Origin of the sequence: Paenibacillus herberti, from assembly GCF_002233675.1 — a bacterium.
Taxonomy (GTDB): domain Bacteria; phylum Bacillota; class Bacilli; order Paenibacillales; family Paenibacillaceae; genus Paenibacillus_O; species Paenibacillus_O herberti.
In genome coordinates this window covers 268815-285350 of sequence record NZ_NMUQ01000003.1, presented here as the reverse complement: position 1 = coordinate 285350, position 16536 = coordinate 268815, and the positions used below count along the sequence as shown (strand labels likewise).

At 54.6% G+C, this 16536-nt stretch carries 14 protein-coding genes; 4 read left to right on the top strand and 10 right to left on the bottom strand.

Going from position 1 to position 16536, the window contains the following annotated elements:
* Positions 1–136: 136 nt before the first annotated feature.
* Positions 137–1825 carry a PucR family transcriptional regulator gene (locus CGZ75_RS20790; protein WP_089526188.1) on the top strand — a complete coding sequence of 563 codons (1689 nt, stop codon included), beginning with the start codon at positions 137–139 and terminating at the stop codon, positions 1823–1825.
* A gap of 220 nt (positions 1826–2045) precedes the next feature.
* Here the strand turns inward: CGZ75_RS20790 and wsfD are convergent, their stop codons facing one another.
* From wsfD to gpmA, 6 genes are all read right to left on the bottom strand, one after another.
* Positions 2046–3497 carry a glycan biosynthesis hexose transferase WsfD gene (gene wsfD, locus CGZ75_RS20785; protein WP_089526187.1) on the bottom strand — a complete coding sequence of 484 codons (1452 nt, stop codon included), beginning with the start codon at positions 3495–3497 and terminating at the stop codon, positions 2046–2048.
* Between the two features lie 12 nt (positions 3498–3509).
* The gene (locus CGZ75_RS20780; RefSeq protein WP_089526186.1) at positions 3510–4553 is read right to left on the bottom strand and encodes a glycosyltransferase family 2 protein; all 1044 of its coding nucleotides are present in this window, start codon (positions 4551–4553) and stop codon (positions 3510–3512) included.
* Between the two features lie 281 nt (positions 4554–4834).
* On the bottom strand, positions 4835–5629 hold the full coding sequence (locus CGZ75_RS20775; protein WP_089526185.1) for an ABC transporter ATP-binding protein: 795 nt from the start codon (positions 5627–5629) through the stop codon (positions 4835–4837).
* Positions 5630–6589, bottom strand: coding sequence for an ABC transporter permease (locus CGZ75_RS20770; protein ID WP_089526184.1), 960 nt, complete (start codon positions 6587–6589; stop codon positions 5630–5632).
* Between the two features lie 17 nt (positions 6590–6606).
* On the bottom strand, positions 6607–7653 hold the full coding sequence (locus tag CGZ75_RS20765; protein WP_089526183.1) for an ABC transporter substrate-binding protein: 1047 nt from the start codon (positions 7651–7653) through the stop codon (positions 6607–6609).
* Positions 7654–7875: 222 nt separating this feature from the next.
* Positions 7876–8628, bottom strand: coding sequence for a 2,3-diphosphoglycerate-dependent phosphoglycerate mutase (gpmA, locus tag CGZ75_RS20760; RefSeq protein ID WP_089526182.1), 753 nt, complete (start codon positions 8626–8628; stop codon positions 7876–7878).
* A 232-nt stretch (positions 8629–8860) separates the two neighbouring features.
* Here gpmA and CGZ75_RS20755 point away from each other — a divergent pair, with 232 nt between their 5' ends.
* Together CGZ75_RS20755 and CGZ75_RS24815 are read left to right on the top strand one after the other, a co-directional pair.
* Entirely contained in the window at positions 8861–9526 is a 666-nt protein-coding gene (locus CGZ75_RS20755; RefSeq protein ID WP_176444942.1) for a class I SAM-dependent methyltransferase, read from the top strand.
* Between the two features lie 83 nt (positions 9527–9609).
* Positions 9610–9801, top strand: coding sequence for a hypothetical protein (locus CGZ75_RS24815; protein WP_141136850.1), 192 nt, complete (start codon positions 9610–9612; stop codon positions 9799–9801).
* A gap of 795 nt (positions 9802–10596) precedes the next feature.
* Here CGZ75_RS24815 and CGZ75_RS26085 read toward each other — a convergent pair.
* The 4 genes from CGZ75_RS26085 to CGZ75_RS20735 all read right to left on the bottom strand — a co-directional run bounded on the left by CGZ75_RS26085 (position 10597) and on the right by CGZ75_RS20735 (position 15707).
* The gene (locus CGZ75_RS26085; RefSeq protein WP_245851007.1) at positions 10597–12534 is read right to left on the bottom strand and encodes a glycosyltransferase family 2 protein; all 1938 of its coding nucleotides are present in this window, start codon (positions 12532–12534) and stop codon (positions 10597–10599) included.
* Positions 12531–13784 (bottom strand): glycosyltransferase family 2 protein, encoded by a 1254-nt coding sequence (locus CGZ75_RS20745; RefSeq protein WP_089526180.1) that lies wholly within the window; start codon positions 13782–13784, stop codon positions 12531–12533. The genes CGZ75_RS26085 and CGZ75_RS20745 overlap by 4 nt, the downstream gene beginning before the upstream one ends.
* A gap of 63 nt (positions 13785–13847) precedes the next feature.
* A complete protein-coding gene (locus CGZ75_RS20740) occupies positions 13848–14669 on the bottom strand; it encodes an alpha/beta fold hydrolase (protein WP_089526179.1) in 822 nt (273 codons plus the stop codon).
* Between the two features lie 195 nt (positions 14670–14864).
* On the bottom strand, positions 14865–15707 hold the full coding sequence (locus tag CGZ75_RS20735) for an alpha/beta hydrolase (protein WP_089526178.1): 843 nt from the start codon (positions 15705–15707) through the stop codon (positions 14865–14867).
* A 162-nt stretch (positions 15708–15869) separates the two neighbouring features.
* Here CGZ75_RS20735 and CGZ75_RS20730 point away from each other — a divergent pair, with 162 nt between their 5' ends.
* Positions 15870–16517 carry a pyroglutamyl-peptidase I gene (locus CGZ75_RS20730; RefSeq protein WP_089526177.1) on the top strand — a complete coding sequence of 216 codons (648 nt, stop codon included), beginning with the start codon at positions 15870–15872 and terminating at the stop codon, positions 16515–16517.
* The last annotated feature ends 19 nt before the right edge of the window (positions 16518–16536 follow it).

The following is a 16536-nucleotide window of genomic DNA, read 5'->3' as shown; positions in this document are numbered from 1 at the left end:
TACGTGAGAGTGCTCCGGTCGGCATCTTACACGTTGTCGATATTTTCCGCCTTTGGGCTCGACTTCTTGCCGATAGCTGACATCACTCTGCTACTTTTACTTCCATATATGCCATGCAGAAAGGTGTTGTCCCTCCTTGAATCCTACGGAACTGCAAATTGGGGACATCCTGCACCGTCCGCTGTTCCAGGAAGCGCGGCTAGCTGCGGGCAACCGAGGGCTGAACCGCCCGGTCGGCTGGGTGCATGTTATCGAGATCGTGCAGATCGCCCCTTTTATTAGCCGTTATGACCTTATTCTTACCACTGGGCTGTGGCTCAAACAGTCCCAGCAAGATCGGCTCGATTATTTACGCCAGCTGATTCTGCAAGAGGCCGCCGGCCTCATTCTGGAAATTGGTACCAGCATTGAGGAAGTGCCCTCGGAAGTGCTTGAGCTTGCCGAGGCGCATGACTTCCCCGTCATCGTGTTTGATCATCCTGTGCGCTTTTCTGAAATTACGCAGGACATCCACTCGCTCATCATCAACCGCCGCCGAGTTCACCAGGATCTGGCCGACAGCTTTGCTCGCCGACTTCAACAGCTGACGCTTCAGCATAGCGACGTTTCCTCCGTACTGCGGCTGTTGCATGGGGATACCCGTCGTCAGACGGTGTATTATTCGCTGCTGGAACCGGACCGACAACATCCGCATTTGACCTCGGGGCCGGAACAACTGATGCTGGCCGAGCTGCCTTTCCGCGAAATGGAGCGAGAAGGACGTTTCGGCGATGGCCGCAGCGAGCTGGCCCTGCAGCTGGAAAACGGACTGCTTCTACTCAGGCCGGTGCTCTGCTACGGTCAGCTGCTGGCCGCAGTGGGGCTGCTCGCGGAGGACGAGAGCGATGCCGCTGCGCTCTCTCCCTACCTGGAGTCAGCCGCATCGGCTGCAGCTGCCCTGACGCTTCGCACGCAATTCAGCCGCGAGCATGAGTCACGCCGCCAGGATCAGCTGATTCCTGAGCTGCTGGAGGGACGGGTACGCAGCGAGGATCAAGCTCGCTCGCTGGCCGGGCTGCCCGCCCGCTTCGGAGCTGACCGCAAAGGAGCGGCGCTAGCCATCGCGCTGGAGCTGGAGAGCCAAGGGCCGGAGGACATCGGCGAACGGCTGGAAGGCGCCTCGCGCGACCTGCCAGTGCTGCTTCGCACGCTGATCCGCAAGCACAGGCTGCGCGGCAGCCTGCATCAGCGATCCAGCAGCAGCATTCAGTTGCTGCTGCATGCTGACGGCGCGCCAGCGGTAGCCGGCGAGCGGCTGTTGGCTGGCGCGCACAGCCTGCTGGAGGATCTGCTGCGCTTCTGCGGCGAGCAGCTCGAAGGGCTGCGGCTGCGCGCCGCCGCCGGCAAGCCTCGCGAAGCGCTGCTGGAGACGCCAGCCGCTTTTCGCGAAGCCGCGCAAGCGCTGGAAATTTCCAGGCGCGTGCCGGAGCTTGGGCCGATCGTTTTTTATAACCAACTCGGCGCTTACCAGCTTCTGCAGGCGATTCCCGATGCGGCGCTGCTGGATGCTTTTATACAGGATCATCTTGGGGAGATTCTCCAGCAGGAAAAAGAGTCCCGCCAGCAGCTGCTGGAGACGCTGGACATGTACCTCAAATGTTTCGGTTCTAAACATGAAACGGCGCGCCGTCTGTTCATCCACCGTCAGACACTTTACAACCGCATGGAGCGGTTGACCGAGCTGATTGGTGAGCCTTTCCTTGAGCCGCACAAGCGCATCGGCCTCGAAATGGCGTTGATGGCCTACAAGCTGCGCACCGGAGCGAGCATCGGGCGGTTACATTAGGGCACGAGAGCAGATTGCACAAATGATCCCTTTCACTGCTGCTGTAATGCGTGATATTTCTCTCCATTCAACAAGCTGAGAACACTCGGCGTCCAAATAGTAAACAGAGCCAGGTACCTAGTAGCTTTCGCTATTAGGTGCCTGGCTCTGTCTCTGTGCAACTTGCTCTGCCTATACCCCTTGCTCTTGGAATGATTCATATGTCATGGGACACTCCAACCTAAAACCGATAAGAGCCATAAGCGCTGCGACTGCTCCTACGAGAGCTGATAATAACACCGATCCGATGGACCAGCCATGCGGCCGAAGCCAGCAGCATCATGTCGAACGCGGCGCTGTACAGGAACAAATGTTTATTGATGTCCGCCATGCCGTCCCCCATCACTGGAACGACTAAGGAGAACAATCCGACAAAACCAATCAGCATGAGCATCTCCGCCGTTATACGCGAGGCCGTGCTGCGGCTGCGCAGCCACTCCATCACGCAAACCGCGTAATAGACCAGGTAAAACAAAACCAGGAACAACAGCGAGCTCGGCATGTACTTCGCCTTAAACGTGCTCCAAGCGCTATAATTGTTACTCAGTGTTAGCGGCGGCTGACCTTCCGCCTTCTCATAGTTGCCAAGATAGCCGATCCTCATATTCACGCCGTATTCCACAGCCCGTTCGAGCAGCCCCATCAGCCGCTGCGGATGCGTCACGTAATAGAGCATCACCTTGCCGTGAGACATGCGGTCATAGAAGTCCCCCTGCATTTCCGGGGCATCCTGCTTAATTGGAGCATCGCTCTGAAAATAATTCGTGCCAGCATTGACCGCCAGCTTCTCCGGAAGGCCAAGATCCTGCAGATCGCCTTTCACATCGGGCGACTTGTTCAAAATGCCGAAAAAGACGGTCTGGTAAAGATTAATTTGCTTGAGCCCGTCCGGGGCAAAAAGATAGAGCAAAGTCGACAGCAGAAACAGCATGGAGCAGCCCCATATTACGCAGCGCCTCCAAGCCTTATCCCAGCGGAGCGGGAGAAGTCTCAAGCAGTACAGCCCCATGACAATGCCAAGCGGGGTATTTTGCAGCTTGCTGCAGACGAGCATGAAGATACAGAAGAAAAAGAAATTCGCCGCTCCAATCGTGGGCTTCTCCTGTTGAGACAGCCTCACCCCAGCACCAACCGTGAGCAGCAGAAACACCAGCGACAATGGCTCCGCAAAGAAGGAGTTGAAGTAAGCCACATAATGTATATCAAGAAAAAAGAATAACATTCCGGCGCCAAGCGTGAACGCCGCGCCCAAGCTAATCCCCCTGCCGGACCGCACTATCATAAAGATAGCGGCCACTAACAGCGCTCCATACACCGCTCCGAGGAAGCGAATATTGAACAGCGACCCATCATACAGCCAGCCGAACGTCCGCGCGACAAAAACCGGAATCAGTTGTGACGTAATATAGACCCCTCGGATATTGTCATAAGCGAAAACGGAGTTCGCCCAGCCGAAAAAACGATCCTCATATGTAACTGAAGCTGGATTGTAGTCCAAGCCCGCCGTCATCATTACACGCAGGAAATCCCCGTTGTCGGCCATGCCGACAAACGGGCTCGTGAACAGCAGCCAAATCAAAATACCAGCTGCCCCGGCTCCTGCAATATATTCTAGTCTCAGCCGGTCTCTCATACGCGATTCCTCCTAGTACAGAGCATGGAGAGCATCCTCTGGCTGATTATCCTGCCCAGCCTCTTCTTCTGCACCGGGTTGTGCCCCCTTGTCCCGGCGTACACCTGGTGCAAGCTCTCTTTCCACAATGTAGAGAGGACGTCGTTTGACCTCACGGTAGATTTTGCCGATGTATTCACCGATAAGGCCAACTGACAATAGCTGCACACCGCCGATGAACCACATGGAGACGATCAGTGAAGACCAGCCGCTGACGGCATTGCCCATCACATTAGAGACAATCCCGTAAAGAGCCATGATGATACTAACAGCGAAAACGATAAAACCGGCTGCCGTAACCATTCGGATCGGCTTGACCGATAGTGAAGTGATACCCTCCAGCGCGAAGCTGATCATCTTTTTGAGCGGGTATTTGGACTCTCCCGCCGCCCGCTCCAGTCGCTCATAATAAACGATTCCAGTCTGGAAACCGAGCATAGGCACGATACCGCGCAGAAAAAGATTCACCTCAGTGAACCTCGCCAGCTCGTCCAACGAACGTCGGCTCATCAACCGATAATCCGCGTGGTTGTTCACGATACGCAGGCCGAGTCCCTCCATAACTTTATAAAAACCCTGCGCAGTCGTCCGCTTGAACCAAGTATCCCGCTGGCGGCTGCTGCGCACACCGTAAACGATGTCACAGCCCTCCTGGTAGCGAAGCACCATGTCGCGGATGACCCTTACATCATCCTGAAGGTCTGCATCGATGGACACAAGGCAGTCCGCATGACGCTTCGCGTTCATCAGGCCGCCTAGTAATGCGTTCTGATGGCCGACATTGCCGGCCATATTCAGGCCAGATACTCTGCGGTAGCGTTCCTTCAGGCTGGCAATCAACTGCCATGTGCCGTCCCGACTGCCATCATTTACGAACATAATGAAGCTCTCCGTAGAAATGATTCCTTCCTTTTCCATTCCTTCCAGTACGGCGTCGAGCTCAACAACCGTCAGCTCCAAAACCTCTACCTCATTGTAACAAGGTACAACAATGCCTAGAATCGGCTTTTTGTTCATAGTCATTCACTCCTAGTTCGATACGCCAAACTTCATTGGCAATAAAATATGTCTAATTATAACTCAACTTACACTGAAAGTCGCTTCAGTACAGGCAAGGGCTGACATATCCTTGATTCCGCACACGATGACAGCGCTACCGCTTTCAGACATTGCTCAAGCCTGACCGCGGCTAATGACTTGCCCCGACTCAGCTCTGCCATCTATGCGCTAGTCGAAAAAAAGCCCGCTCCCCCATTCGGGAAGCGGACTAAAACTTACTATAAAGTTTCCAGCTCGCTCTAGCCGAGCACCAGTCGATCATCGGCCAGCTTCTGGCCGCTAATCTGCTCGAACTCGCCGAGCAGCTGTTGAACGGTGAGCCCTTGTTTGCGGCTCTCCGGGATATCGAGAATGATACGGCCCTTGTCCATCATGATCAGGCGATTGCCGAGACGAATTGCCTGCTCCATGTTATGGGTGACCATCAGCGTGGTCAGGTTCATCTCGCGCACCAGGCTCTCGGTGAGGCGGGTAATCAGCTCTGCCCGGGCCGGGTCAAGCGCTGCGGTATGTTCATCCAGCAGCAAAATATCCGGCTCCGTAAACGTCGCCATCAGCAAGCTGAGCGCCTGCCGCTCGCCGCCAGACAACAGGCCGACTTTGGCGCGCAGCCGGTTTTCCAGCCCGATGCCGAGCTTCTCTAGCTGTTCGCGGAACAGCTTACGACGGCGGGCTGTCACCGCCCAGCCGAAGCCGCGGGGCTTGCCACGATTGTAGGCCATCGCCAAATTCTCTTCGATGGTCATATTGGGAGCCGTACCAGCCATCGGATCTTGGAACACACGGCCGATCCAGCGGCTGCGCTTCGCTTCGGACAGGTCGGTAATATCCGATCCAGCGATAAAGACGCTGCCAAGATCTGGCTTCATAACGCCGGAGATCAGATTCATTATCGTCGACTTGCCGGCTCCGTTGCTGCCGATGACGGTAACGAAGTCCCCTTTGTTGAGATTGAGGTTGATGTTCATCAGAGCGATCTTTTCATCAACGGTACCGGGATTAAAAAGCTTGGATGCGGATTGGATTCTGAGCATTTATAGCTCCCCCTTTCCAGGAACGACGCCGGCCAGCTCGGCCGTGCGGCGACGCGCCTGCCGCTTCTGCTTGAGCGATCTATTCACGGTTGGCACAACAAGCGCCACAATGACGATGGCCGCTGTGATCAGCTTCAGATCCGATGTCTTAAGGTTTAAGAATTCAGCATGCAAAGCCGCCGCGATGACGACCCGGTACACAACGGCGCCGACGATAACTGCCAGCGTCGTGACGAGAATGCCCCTTGAGCCGAAAATAGCTTCACCAATAATGACCGAAGCAAGTCCGATCACGATCATGCCAATACCCATGCTAATGTCGGCAAAACCGGCGTCCTGCGCAATAAGCGCTCCCGACAGAGCTACAAGACCATTGGACAAGCTCACGCCGATAATAGTCGTGCGGTCGGTATTGCCGCCAAAGCTGCGGATCATGCGTTTGTTGTCGCCGGTCGCCCGGAGGCTCAGTCCCATATCGGTATTAAAAAACGCGACCAGAAGCTGCCAGACGAACAGAATAACTACAACCAGCACGGCAGCGTACAGCCAGGATACACCGCCAAGCGAGAATCCATCGGAACGGACGATGCCGCCGAACAGGCCTTCTTGCACCTTGACCGGCAAGTTAGGCTTATCCATAATCCTTAAATTGATGGAATAAAGAGCGATCATCATCAGAATACCGGCCAGCAGGCCGTTGATTTTGCCCTTTGTATGCAACAATCCTGTGCAGGCTCCGGCAATCATGCCCCCTGCCATACCTGCCAATGTAGCGATCAAAGCCGGATAACCTTGGCCGATCATAATAACAGAGATACCGGCTCCGGTCGTGAAGCTGCCGTCTACGGTCAGATCGGGAAAGTCTAGAATGCGGTACGTGATGTAAACCCCGAGTGCCATCAAGGCATAGATAAGACCAAGCTCAATCGCTCCATTGAAGGAGGTGAGGGACATGATCATCACAGCAAAAACACCTCTTATTGAATAATATTCGCAGCCGCGTCCTTGACTTGGCCTTTCATTGCGTCTGTAACGGTAATTCCCTGCGCCTCTGCGGATTTAAGGTTCAGGATCAGATCGAGCTTCTCTTGCATTTTGACCGGCATATCCCCTGGATTTTTGCCGTCCTTTAATACTTCGGCAGCCATTTGACCGACTTGATAACCATGATCATAATATTTAAAGCCGACCGTGGCAAAAGCGCCTTTTTCCACTGTATCGCGATCACTGGAGAAGAAAGGAATCTTGTTCGCGTTGGCCACCTCGATGATAGCATCCGAGCCGCTGACAACCCTGTTGTCCAGCGCGATGAACAGCGCATCGGCTTTGCCAATGAGAGATTCAGCAGCCTGCTTCACCTCGGAGGTGTTAGTCACTGGAGCTTTGACCAACTTGATGCCATGCTTGGAAAGTGCCTGCTCGGCATTATCAGCCATGACAACGGCGTTGGACTCACCCTCATTGATGACCATGCCGACCGTTTTTACTTTAGGAAAATCGGATGCGATGAAATCCATCAGCTGAACGACAGCGGCAGGATTGGTGTCGGAAGCTCCTGTCACATTGCCGCCCGGCTTGTCCAGACTCGTCACGATATTGGAGGCCACTGGATCTGTGACTGCCGCGAACAGAACTGGAATTTTCTTCACATTTTCAACAAGCGCCTGAGCCGAAGGTGTCGCGATACCAAGTGCAAGATCAGCATCTCCGCCAGCTATTTTCTGGGCAATGGACAAATTGTTACTTTGATCATCCTGAGCGGAGTCAAATTCGACCTTCAGGTTTTTACCTTCTTCGATCCCGGCGTCCTTCAGCGCGGCCAGGAAACCGTCGCGCGTCGCATCCAGAGACGGGTGCTCAACAATTTGCGAGATGGCGATCGTGTAGTTTTTGCCGCCCTCAGCCGCTCCGCCGGACGGAGCAGGACTTGCCGCACCTCCATCGTTCGTCGTTGTTTTGGCGCCGCAACCCGCCGCGATCAGCGTCAGCGACAGAAGCGCTGTTGCCAAGATTTTTTTACTCATCTCAGATCCCCTTTTCCCTTATTTATTGAGGTTAAATCTTGTTTCCGCGAATCATTCAAAGGATGAAAAGTCAGTAAAATTAGTTTAAGTCCCTTTTCCACATTCGTCAATTAAAGCATGACTGGCTAAACGAGCCAAAGCGGCATTCCAAGTATGGAGCAGCGCAATAGTTCAGCGAAGCGTTATACAAGAACGATGTCAGGCCCTCGCCCGGCCTGCCCCTTATTCCGATCGAACGTCCGGAGCGCCCTCGGCAGCTTCCACCGCGTCGTGGACCTTGCGCTTATTTTCCTCCAAATAGTAATGGCGTATAGGTTTCAATTGCTCATCCAGCTCATAAACTAAAGGTGTGCCAGTAGGGATGCTCAGCGTTGCAATTCCATCTCCCGGAATATCGTCCAAATATCGGACAAGCGCCCGAATTGTATTGCCATGAGCCACGATTAGGACGCGCCGATTCTCATGCAGAGAAGGCTCCACCTTCTCTTTCCAGTAGGCCAGCACTCGCTGCTCCGTATCATCCAGATTTTCCGTGACGGGTACTGAATCGACTACGTCCTTGTACCTGGGGTCTGCGCCCTCGTAGCGCGAATCCGACTTATCCATCACCGGTGGCCTTACGCTGACAGAACGCCTCCATAGCTGAACTTGATCCTCTCCATATTTCTCAGCGGTCTCTTGCTTGTTCAGCCCTTGCAGCGCGCCGTAGTGCCGCTCATTAAGCATCCATGACTTGTCGGTCGGAATCCACAACAGGCTCATCTCGTCCTGAATGATCCACAGGGTGCGGATCGCCCTTTTCAGCACAGAAGTATAAGCGACATCGAATACAAACTTATTAGTTAGCAAAATCTCCCCCGCCCTGCGAGCTTCCTCCCTCCCTTGCTTCGTCAGATCCACATCGGTCCATCCCGTGAATCGGTTCTGCTCGTTGTACTGACTTTGTCCATGGCGGACAAGCACGATTTTGATCATTGCTGTCGCTGCCTCCTCGAATTGATCTCCAGACTTATTAATACCCTACTGGTAATAACCAGACTCTGGCTTTTTTCCGCCGTATTTAAATTAATGAGCTTAACCGTTAGTCAACTGAACCGTCCTTCGTTATAAAAACACACCATTCAATGCTTGTCCTTTCATAATAGAAGGTTCCATTCATATCATAGAGAAGATTGGCACTGCAGCTGGACCAAGGAGGCTGATGCGCATGACTGAAACGTGGACATTTTATAATCCTGTCTTTGAAATGAACCTTATCTCTCCCCTGTTCGAAAGCGAATCCGCTTGGCGGGGGCATGTTCGCTTCGGCTATGATCTCGTAGCCAACACTCGTCCTCCTCTGGTTGTGGAGCTGGGCACCCATTATGGCAGTTCATTTTTCAGCTTTTGCCAGGCGGCCAAGGATCTGTCTCTGAAAGGAACGCAGCTGCACGCGGTGGATACATGGGAGGGGGATGCTCATTCTGGTCATTACGACGAAAATGTATTCTCGATGGTCAGCCGGGTGGCGGAGCGCTTTCCCCACGCCCTCCTGAACCGTAATACATTTGACGATGCGAGCTTGCAGTATCCGGACGGCTCGATCGATATTTTACATGTGGACGGACTGCACACCTACGAGGCTGTGCGGCATGACTGTGAAGTCTGGATGCCCAAGTTGGCACCAGGCGGGCTGCTACTCATTCACGATACGGAAATGAGAATCGGGGATTTTGGCGTTTGGCAATGGTGGCAGGAGCTATCTGCCCGCTGCCCGTCGTTCAGCTTCGGTCATTCAGCCGGTCTTGGCGTTGCCGCTCCGAATGGCTCCGGCCCCGTTATGGAGATGCTTCTGGCGAGTTATCCGTTGCTGCGGGAGCATTATAGCCGCTAACGCGCGGGGTTGCGCGCTGCACAGATAACCTGTGCAGCGCGCTCAGCCCGGACAACCCGCACCAAGTAGCAAAAGCTACTGGGTTGCTCCAACTGCCGCCACAGAAGCACGCTCCAAGTAACAAAAGCTACTTGCTTATTCTCCCGGCGCCGCAGCAGCACGCTCCAAGTAGCAAAAGCTACTTGCTTGCTCCTCTGGCTTCGCTGAAGCTCTCACCAAGTAGCAAAAGCTACTTGCTTGCTACTCCCGGCGCCGCAGCAGCTCTTACCAAGTAGCAAAAGCTACTTGCTTGCTACTCCCGGCGCCGCATCAGCCCGCACCAAGTAGCAAAAGCTACTTGCTTGCTACTCCCAGCGCCGCCACAGCCTGCACCAAGTAGCAAAAGCTACTTGCTTGCTACTCCCGGCGCCGCAGCAGCCTGCACCAAGTAGCAAAAGCTACTTGCTTGCTCCTCCCGGCGCCGCATCAGCCCGCACCAAGTAGCAAAAGCTACTTGCTTGCTCCTCCCGGCGCCGCATCAGCCCGCACCAAGTAGCAAAAGCTACTTGCTTGCTCCTCCCGGCGCCGCAGCTGCTCTCACCAAGTAGCAAAAGCTACTTGCTTACTCCACTGGTGACCACCCATCTGCCCGGGAGCAGTAACAATTGCTACATAGCAGTAATGAAGTGAGTATGGAACGGATACCCTTATCCGCTTATTGGTATCCTAATTCCACCTCCGGAACCTATCTCCATCGCACTCCACTATCGCATGCCTCCGCCGCGCACATCCCCTGTCCAAAACAGCAGGGCCTGCAATGCGATGGAGGTTCAATACCAAAAAGGCATCAATGCGTTGCAGCCACTCCGGCCGCTACGCTTTGATGCCTTTTCCCACCGATGCCTATTCCCTCTGATGCCTTCCCCCACTGGTACCTTCCCTTTGATGCCTTTTCCTTCTATTCCTATTCCTTTTCCTATTCCTTTTCCTATTCCTTTTCCTTTTTCCAACTATCCAACTATCCAACTATCCAACTATCCAACTATCCAACTATCCAACTATCCAACTTCCCCGTCCCATCCAACTTGCCGCTAAGAGCCTCCATACCAGGATTGAGGCCTGATTTCCCAATCATAATGGTATAGGACCGCATCGATCCGCAGCTGGCGCTTCACATCAGCACTCGCCCTACCAGCCCACTCATCGTCTTCACCGAAGCTAACATCGGCAAAATGATGGCGCTGCGCAATCTCCCTGCGATAAGCCATCAGATGGTTAGGCTTGCGGTAATAGAAGTTGGCATCCATCCCGTACTGATATTCCGTGCCATATTTGCATGGACGCAGCGGCTTGCCGCCCGAATGGACCATGACGTCGAATACGATACAGTCCGCATCCGGCTCGCGTTCGATCTGCTCCAGAAGCCTATGCACATAATCCTCTGTGATCCGGTCATCATCATCAATAAAAACGATAAATCGCCCCTGAGCTTGCTTCAGCAGCGAGTTGCGCTTCGCACCGGTCGTCCGCTTGCGGTTGTCTGTAAGCACGAGCAGCTCCACGGGAAGTCCGAGCATCTGTGCCTGAAGCTCCTCCATCATTGAGCCCATAGCGGCGCTCCGATCTGGCAGCGTTGGAATCAACACCGATAACAGTAGCTCCCCAGAACCACTAGAGTTGCCTGCTCCGCTTCCGTCTACGGCCTTTTTATACAGCGGCCCTTTTCCCGCTGCCTCAGACAGCCGCCGATCACGCAAATAAATCCGGTTAGAGGCAATGCTCGGTTGTCCATGAGGTGCATGCACCGAGGCTGCTTCATTGCTTAGCCAGGCCTTTTGCGTTTTTCCAAGGCGATCATAACAGACGGCTAGTTGCAGCTGCGGCAGCCATTTCAAGCCCGGATCTGGTTCTCGTCCCGCCTGCTGCTCACGAGATCTGGCACTCACGGCAAGCTGAAGCCAAAGGATCGCCGTATCGTAATCATTCTCCTCCATTGCTCGAACCCCAGCTTGATAACAAGCAAGCGCAGGCTCTGCAAGATTTAGAGACTTCACAAGATTCGGACCATCCATTCTATTGACGCCCTCCTCGAGATTCGAAACGCCCGTTTCTTTGATACCCTCTGTTAGACTCGGATTCCCCATAGAAAAAAGCCGTTCCGCAAGGCCGAGATTTTCCGCAAGGCTCAGCCTCTTCTTAAGACCCAGCCTCTCTGTACTCCCATCAACATCCAGACCCTTCATTAAACCCGAAATCTTCAACAGATCTTGCGAAACGGGATTACGAACACTGCGATGCCAATAGCAGTCATGCCGCCAAGTCAGACGCAGCAGGCCCGAGCAGCGCATCCACGCGTCTACCCGTTTTTCGAAAAGTTGCCCGCCATAGGCCGGATAACGCTCCGATGCAGGGTGCTTTTCGCCATAAATCCTTGCTCGGAAATCCATTGTGCGAATCAGATAACACTGATCGGAAAAGCCATAACCATAGTGGAAGTCTCCACGAGTAAGCATCGCTTCCCGCCGCGCATCCTCAAACCAGCCGTTCGGCACGGGGTTGGCGCAGACGATGGAAGGCTGCAACCGCATTCGTTCAAGCGCAGGCTCCACCCATTTTGCTGCATTTTCTAACATACAATCTCCCGCGTAATGCAGCAGATATTCCGTACGACACAGGTAGATGCTCACTAGCTCCGCAATGGAATACCAGTAGCCGCCCTGGAAGTCCTCTCGGCTCAAGCCGAAAAAGCGCAGCGCTTCTTCGCTATGTTCCTCCACCACGACGTAAGACGTTAGAACACCCGTATCCACGAGCTTCTGCGCGTGCTGACTCACCAGTTCGGGCCGCTCCACGTTATTAATGTACAAAATCCGTTCAGCAAACGGATACGCATGGAATTCGATGGCTCGACGCAGCCGGTCGGACAACAGCAACTGCTGCCAATCCTGCTCGTAACATTTTGTCTCAAAGGTGACCCCCGGCCGAAGTACGCTAGCCGGCTCGCCGCTTGTCGGTCTCATCCAACTCATGGCAGCCCCTCCCTAGAGCTCGATACGGAAAGCATGATTGGTGCCTCCACAGCTCCGCTGCTGCTCGCGGCAGCTGCCACCGCGTATCCACCAGCCCTCGGATCCCATACGGGCATCGCCGCGACAAGCGCCATCCGCACTGCGCTTCCGCCACTCGATAATTGCAGCGATACAAGCGCCGTTCCAGCAGGAAGCTTCCGGCGCAGCGTCAGGAATCGGCGTCCCTCTTCCGGCAAAAGCTCCTCGCCGGCGCGCAGCCACAGTGCATATTCGCGCCCAGATTGGCGAATTGCAGCCTCCGCAGCGGCGGGCTCGCCGCGCTGGCTCGTGCGCACCGTTTTGATATCCCGCTGCTGTCCGGCACGCCACACTGTCTCCCAGCTGTTGTCGCTTCCGTGATGGATGAGCATGATTTCATCCGCAAATCCTTTTATGCTGTTCAAAGTCTGGTTCAAACTTGCCTCATTAGCATCATCACCGGTTCCGATCGAGCAACTGAGCGTTGGCACTCTGCGGTACAGCAATTCCACGAGATCCTCGCCCCATTTGGCGTTGGCAATCGCTTTATTGCGCTCTAGCAGCATCGGCAGGTCAAACTCTTCCAACGAATTCATCGTCACATGGCCGTAATGATGAATAAAAGAATCGCATGCCGTCAGCAGGCGCCAGCCTCCATTGCGCACCCTCATGCATAAATCGTCATCCTCGTAGTTGCCAAGCCCATACCGTTCATCGAAACCGCCTAGTTCCAGCGCTAGTGATCGCCGCAGCAGCAGGCAAAAGCCGACCAGCCTTGGCATCTCCCAGAAGTGGCCATGCCAAATTTGCGAGCGCTCGGCCGCGAAAGCCTCCAATCCCGCTAGCCCTGGACCGTATCCGGCATGTACTTGCTGGGGACCGCTCACATAGTTCGAGACAGGCCCGACCATCCCGCATAAAGGCTCGTTCTCCAGCAGCCGATGCATCGCCGTCAGCCAGCCCGGAGTGACCACGACGTCATTATTCAGAAATAGGACGGTATCACCTTCCGCCAGTGCCAGCCCCTGATTGCAGCCCTTAGCAAAACCTTCATTGCCCGGATTAAGTACCGTCTTGAAAGAGCTTTTGAGCAGCAGCTCCGCCGTCCCGTCCGTTGAGCCGTTGTCGACGAGAATCAGCTCGTAGTCCTCCGTATGGCGGTTGATGCTGTCCAGACAGCGAAGCGTGTACTCCAATTGGTTATGTGTGAGGATGATGATGCTTGTCTTCATAGATAAAGCCGCCTCCTCTGCCTAAAGTCTATGTGGCAGTGTAAGACGGCATGACGGGTAAGGCTATTCGTTCAAAAAAGCAATCATTTCCCGGTTCAGATTATCGGGATCATCCAGCATCGGGAAGTGCGCGGAGTCTGCCAGCGTAACTCCTCTCCAGTCTCGAATACCCTGTTCTAGCAGAGGAAGAAGCTGGAATGTATCGGAATAGTCTAATGCACCGGATAGGCTCACCACTGGAATTTTAAGCTCCGGCAGACGCTCAATTAAATCCGTCATCATATTCGGGTAACGATAAGTCATCATGCTAGGTAAGCGCTCTTCCATATACCGGATAAAAGCTTGTCGAACTTCCGGATTCACCCGAGATTCGTCTTGTCCCGGACCGTCCAACCACATCTCGGTCCACACGCGAGCCGCCTCGGCTATATTGCCCGTTTCGATTATCTCTGCGAACTTGGCATCATCCTGCTGCATCTGTTGTGAATACTCGAGCCCAGAGCCAAAAACACTGCCGTTCACCAGCACAAGCTTCTCCGTTCTCTCCGGATAAGCGATCGCGAACTCCATCGCGCAGTGGCTGCCCGCAGACACGCCGACAAGCGCTACTCGTTCGATCGCGAGCTTGTCGAGCATCTCCTTAGCCGTTTCATAAACGGTGTACTCGCCAGACGGGAGTTCCGATTGCCCCATGCCAGGCATGTCAAAGCGCACGGTCCGATACCCTGCCCCGTTCAGTGCTGGAACAGCGCTGTCCCACATGCTGCTGTCGGCCATCGCCGCGTGGAACATTAACACCGTACCTTTGACCTCTTCACCCGATACTACAGCCCATACTTTCCCATTCGACAGCTCTATCGTTTGTCCTGACGTTTCCGCTTTCACTCCATCGCCCTCCTTTTTATCCTAAATTTAGAATAACAAAGAGTCCCTGACAACAGTCTGTCAGCATTGGAGCTGTCTTAAAATAAATAAACACCCCGGAAGGCAATCCTCCAGGGCGTTCATCCATCCATTCATCCAGCCTTAAGACACCGTCAGCTGTCCTCAGGGCTTCCTTCGCCTACACCCTGCTGAGCTTCAAGACTCCGCCAGCTCGCGACGCTCCTCCATCCAATCCAGCGCATAGGCCAGCACTTCCTGTCGGCCAGCCTCCGTATGCAACTCATGCCGGAAGCCGGGCCACTCGCGGTAAGTGCAGCGCCTGCCAGCGCGGGCGGCAAAGCTGCGGCTTGCCCGGCAAGAGGTAACGCGGTCTGCATCACCGTGCATGAGCAGCAGCGGCACCTTCAATTCATGAGCATGCCGCAGCGCCCAGCGGCCGGCCTGACTCACTCCGCTGAACGTGCGCAGCGTAATCCGTCCATGGCGCAGCGGGTCCTCGTTATATCGGCGCAGCATATCCGGGTCGGAGGTACCGCGCATGTTGGCTTGCGGATAACGATAATCCCGTCGTATTTTTTCCTGAAGACGCCCCCACAGCAGCGGCAAAGGAGGCGGAGCAGCAGCAAGCTTAAGCCACGGTCCGGCAGCAACAGCTCCTGCCAGCGGCGGAGCATGCCTAAGCACATAGTTAAGCGTCAAATTCCCACCCATACTATGACTGAATAGAAACTGCGGCACGTCCCCACAGCTCTTCTTCATTTCCTGCGTCAGCAGCTCCACTGGCTCCAGCAATGATCCGTAACCAGGACAATCGCCCCTGCGGCCTTCCGTCCGCCCATGACCCCGCTGGTCAAAGCCGAATACGGCATAACCGCGTTCCGTGAACCACTCCGCCACATGATCATAAGCGCCGCTATGCTCCCCGAGACCGTGCACGATGCCTACTGCAGCCTTTATCGATTGTTGATCCGGCAGCCAGCGGCGGCCATGAATGTGGACGCCGTCCTGACAGGTCCACTTTAGCTCCTCGCTTTTCATCGGCGTGACACTCCTTCCGCCCGTTCATATTTCTATTATAGGTATAACCTCTCTTAGGTGTGAGCAATCGGATAAGCCATGGAGACCGTTATTCGGCAGCTTCTCTTGGAATGCCCTCGACGTTCATGGGATAATGAAATAATTGGGAAAGGAGTCGAATCTATGCCAGTTCTTTTAGTCACCGGTTTTGAGCCCTTCGGGGGAAGCCGAATCAATCCGACCGAGCAGTTGATGGCCTCCATTCAGGAGGAAAGTTTTGCCGGAACGGTCATTCATCCGCTGCTATTGCCAGTCAACTTTATAGAATGCGGTGATCGGCTCACTGGAGCTATCGATCGGCTGAAGCCGGACGCCGTCATCTGCTGCGGACTCGCTGCAGGGCGAACTTCCGTGACTCCTGAGCGCATCGCCGTCAACATCATGGATGTTCCTGCGGAAGCTCTATATGGCGATAATTCCGGTGCCCGTCCGCAAGAGGAGCCGATCATGGACGAAGGCCCGGATGGGCTGTTCTCCACGCTTCCCATCCGCCGGATCGTCCAGGAACTGAGACAGGCCTGTATTCCGTCGGCCATTTCCGATACGGCAGGCACATTCATTTGCAACAACACTATGTACGCCGCGCTCCACCACATCCAGCAGAACAACTTGGATATTCTGGCCGGCTTTGTCCATTTCCCGGCGTCGACAGAGATGGCTCTGGACAAGCCGGGCCTGCCGACGCTTCCCCAAAACATGCTGCATGATGCGCTCTGCATCACCATCCGCGCCACTCTGGAGGAGCTAAAGCAGCGGCGAGCTGCACGATAGCCGAGAGGAAACTCGCTTC

Excerpts from the sequence above, each read along its gene's own strand:
- wsfD (WP_089526187.1), bottom strand. The coding sequence starts at position 3,497 with ATGAGAGACCGGCTGAGACTAGAATATATTGCAGGAGCCGGGGCAGCT.
- CGZ75_RS20780 (WP_089526186.1), bottom strand. The coding sequence starts at position 4,553 with ATGAACAAAAAGCCGATTCTAGGCATTGTTGTACCTTGTTACAATGAG.
- CGZ75_RS20775 (WP_089526185.1), bottom strand. The coding sequence starts at position 5,629 with ATGCTCAGAATCCAATCCGCATCCAAGCTTTTTAATCCCGGTACCGTT.
- CGZ75_RS20770 (WP_089526184.1), bottom strand. The coding sequence starts at position 6,589 with ATGATCATGTCCCTCACCTCCTTCAATGGAGCGATTGAGCTTGGTCTT.
- CGZ75_RS20765 (WP_089526183.1), bottom strand. The coding sequence starts at position 7,653 with ATGAGTAAAAAAATCTTGGCAACAGCGCTTCTGTCGCTGACGCTGATC.
- gpmA (WP_089526182.1), bottom strand. The coding sequence starts at position 8,628 with ATGATCAAAATCGTGCTTGTCCGCCATGGACAAAGTCAGTACAACGAG.
- CGZ75_RS20755 (WP_176444942.1), top strand. The coding sequence starts at position 8,861 with ATGACTGAAACGTGGACATTTTATAATCCTGTCTTTGAAATGAACCTT.
- CGZ75_RS26085 (WP_245851007.1), bottom strand. The coding sequence starts at position 12,534 with ATGAGTTGGATGAGACCGACAAGCGGCGAGCCGGCTAGCGTACTTCGG.
- CGZ75_RS20745 (WP_089526180.1), bottom strand. The coding sequence starts at position 13,784 with ATGAAGACAAGCATCATCATCCTCACACATAACCAATTGGAGTACACG.
- CGZ75_RS20735 (WP_089526178.1), bottom strand. The coding sequence starts at position 15,707 with ATGAAAAGCGAGGAGCTAAAGTGGACCTGTCAGGACGGCGTCCACATT.
- CGZ75_RS20730 (WP_089526177.1), top strand. The coding sequence starts at position 15,870 with ATGCCAGTTCTTTTAGTCACCGGTTTTGAGCCCTTCGGGGGAAGCCGA.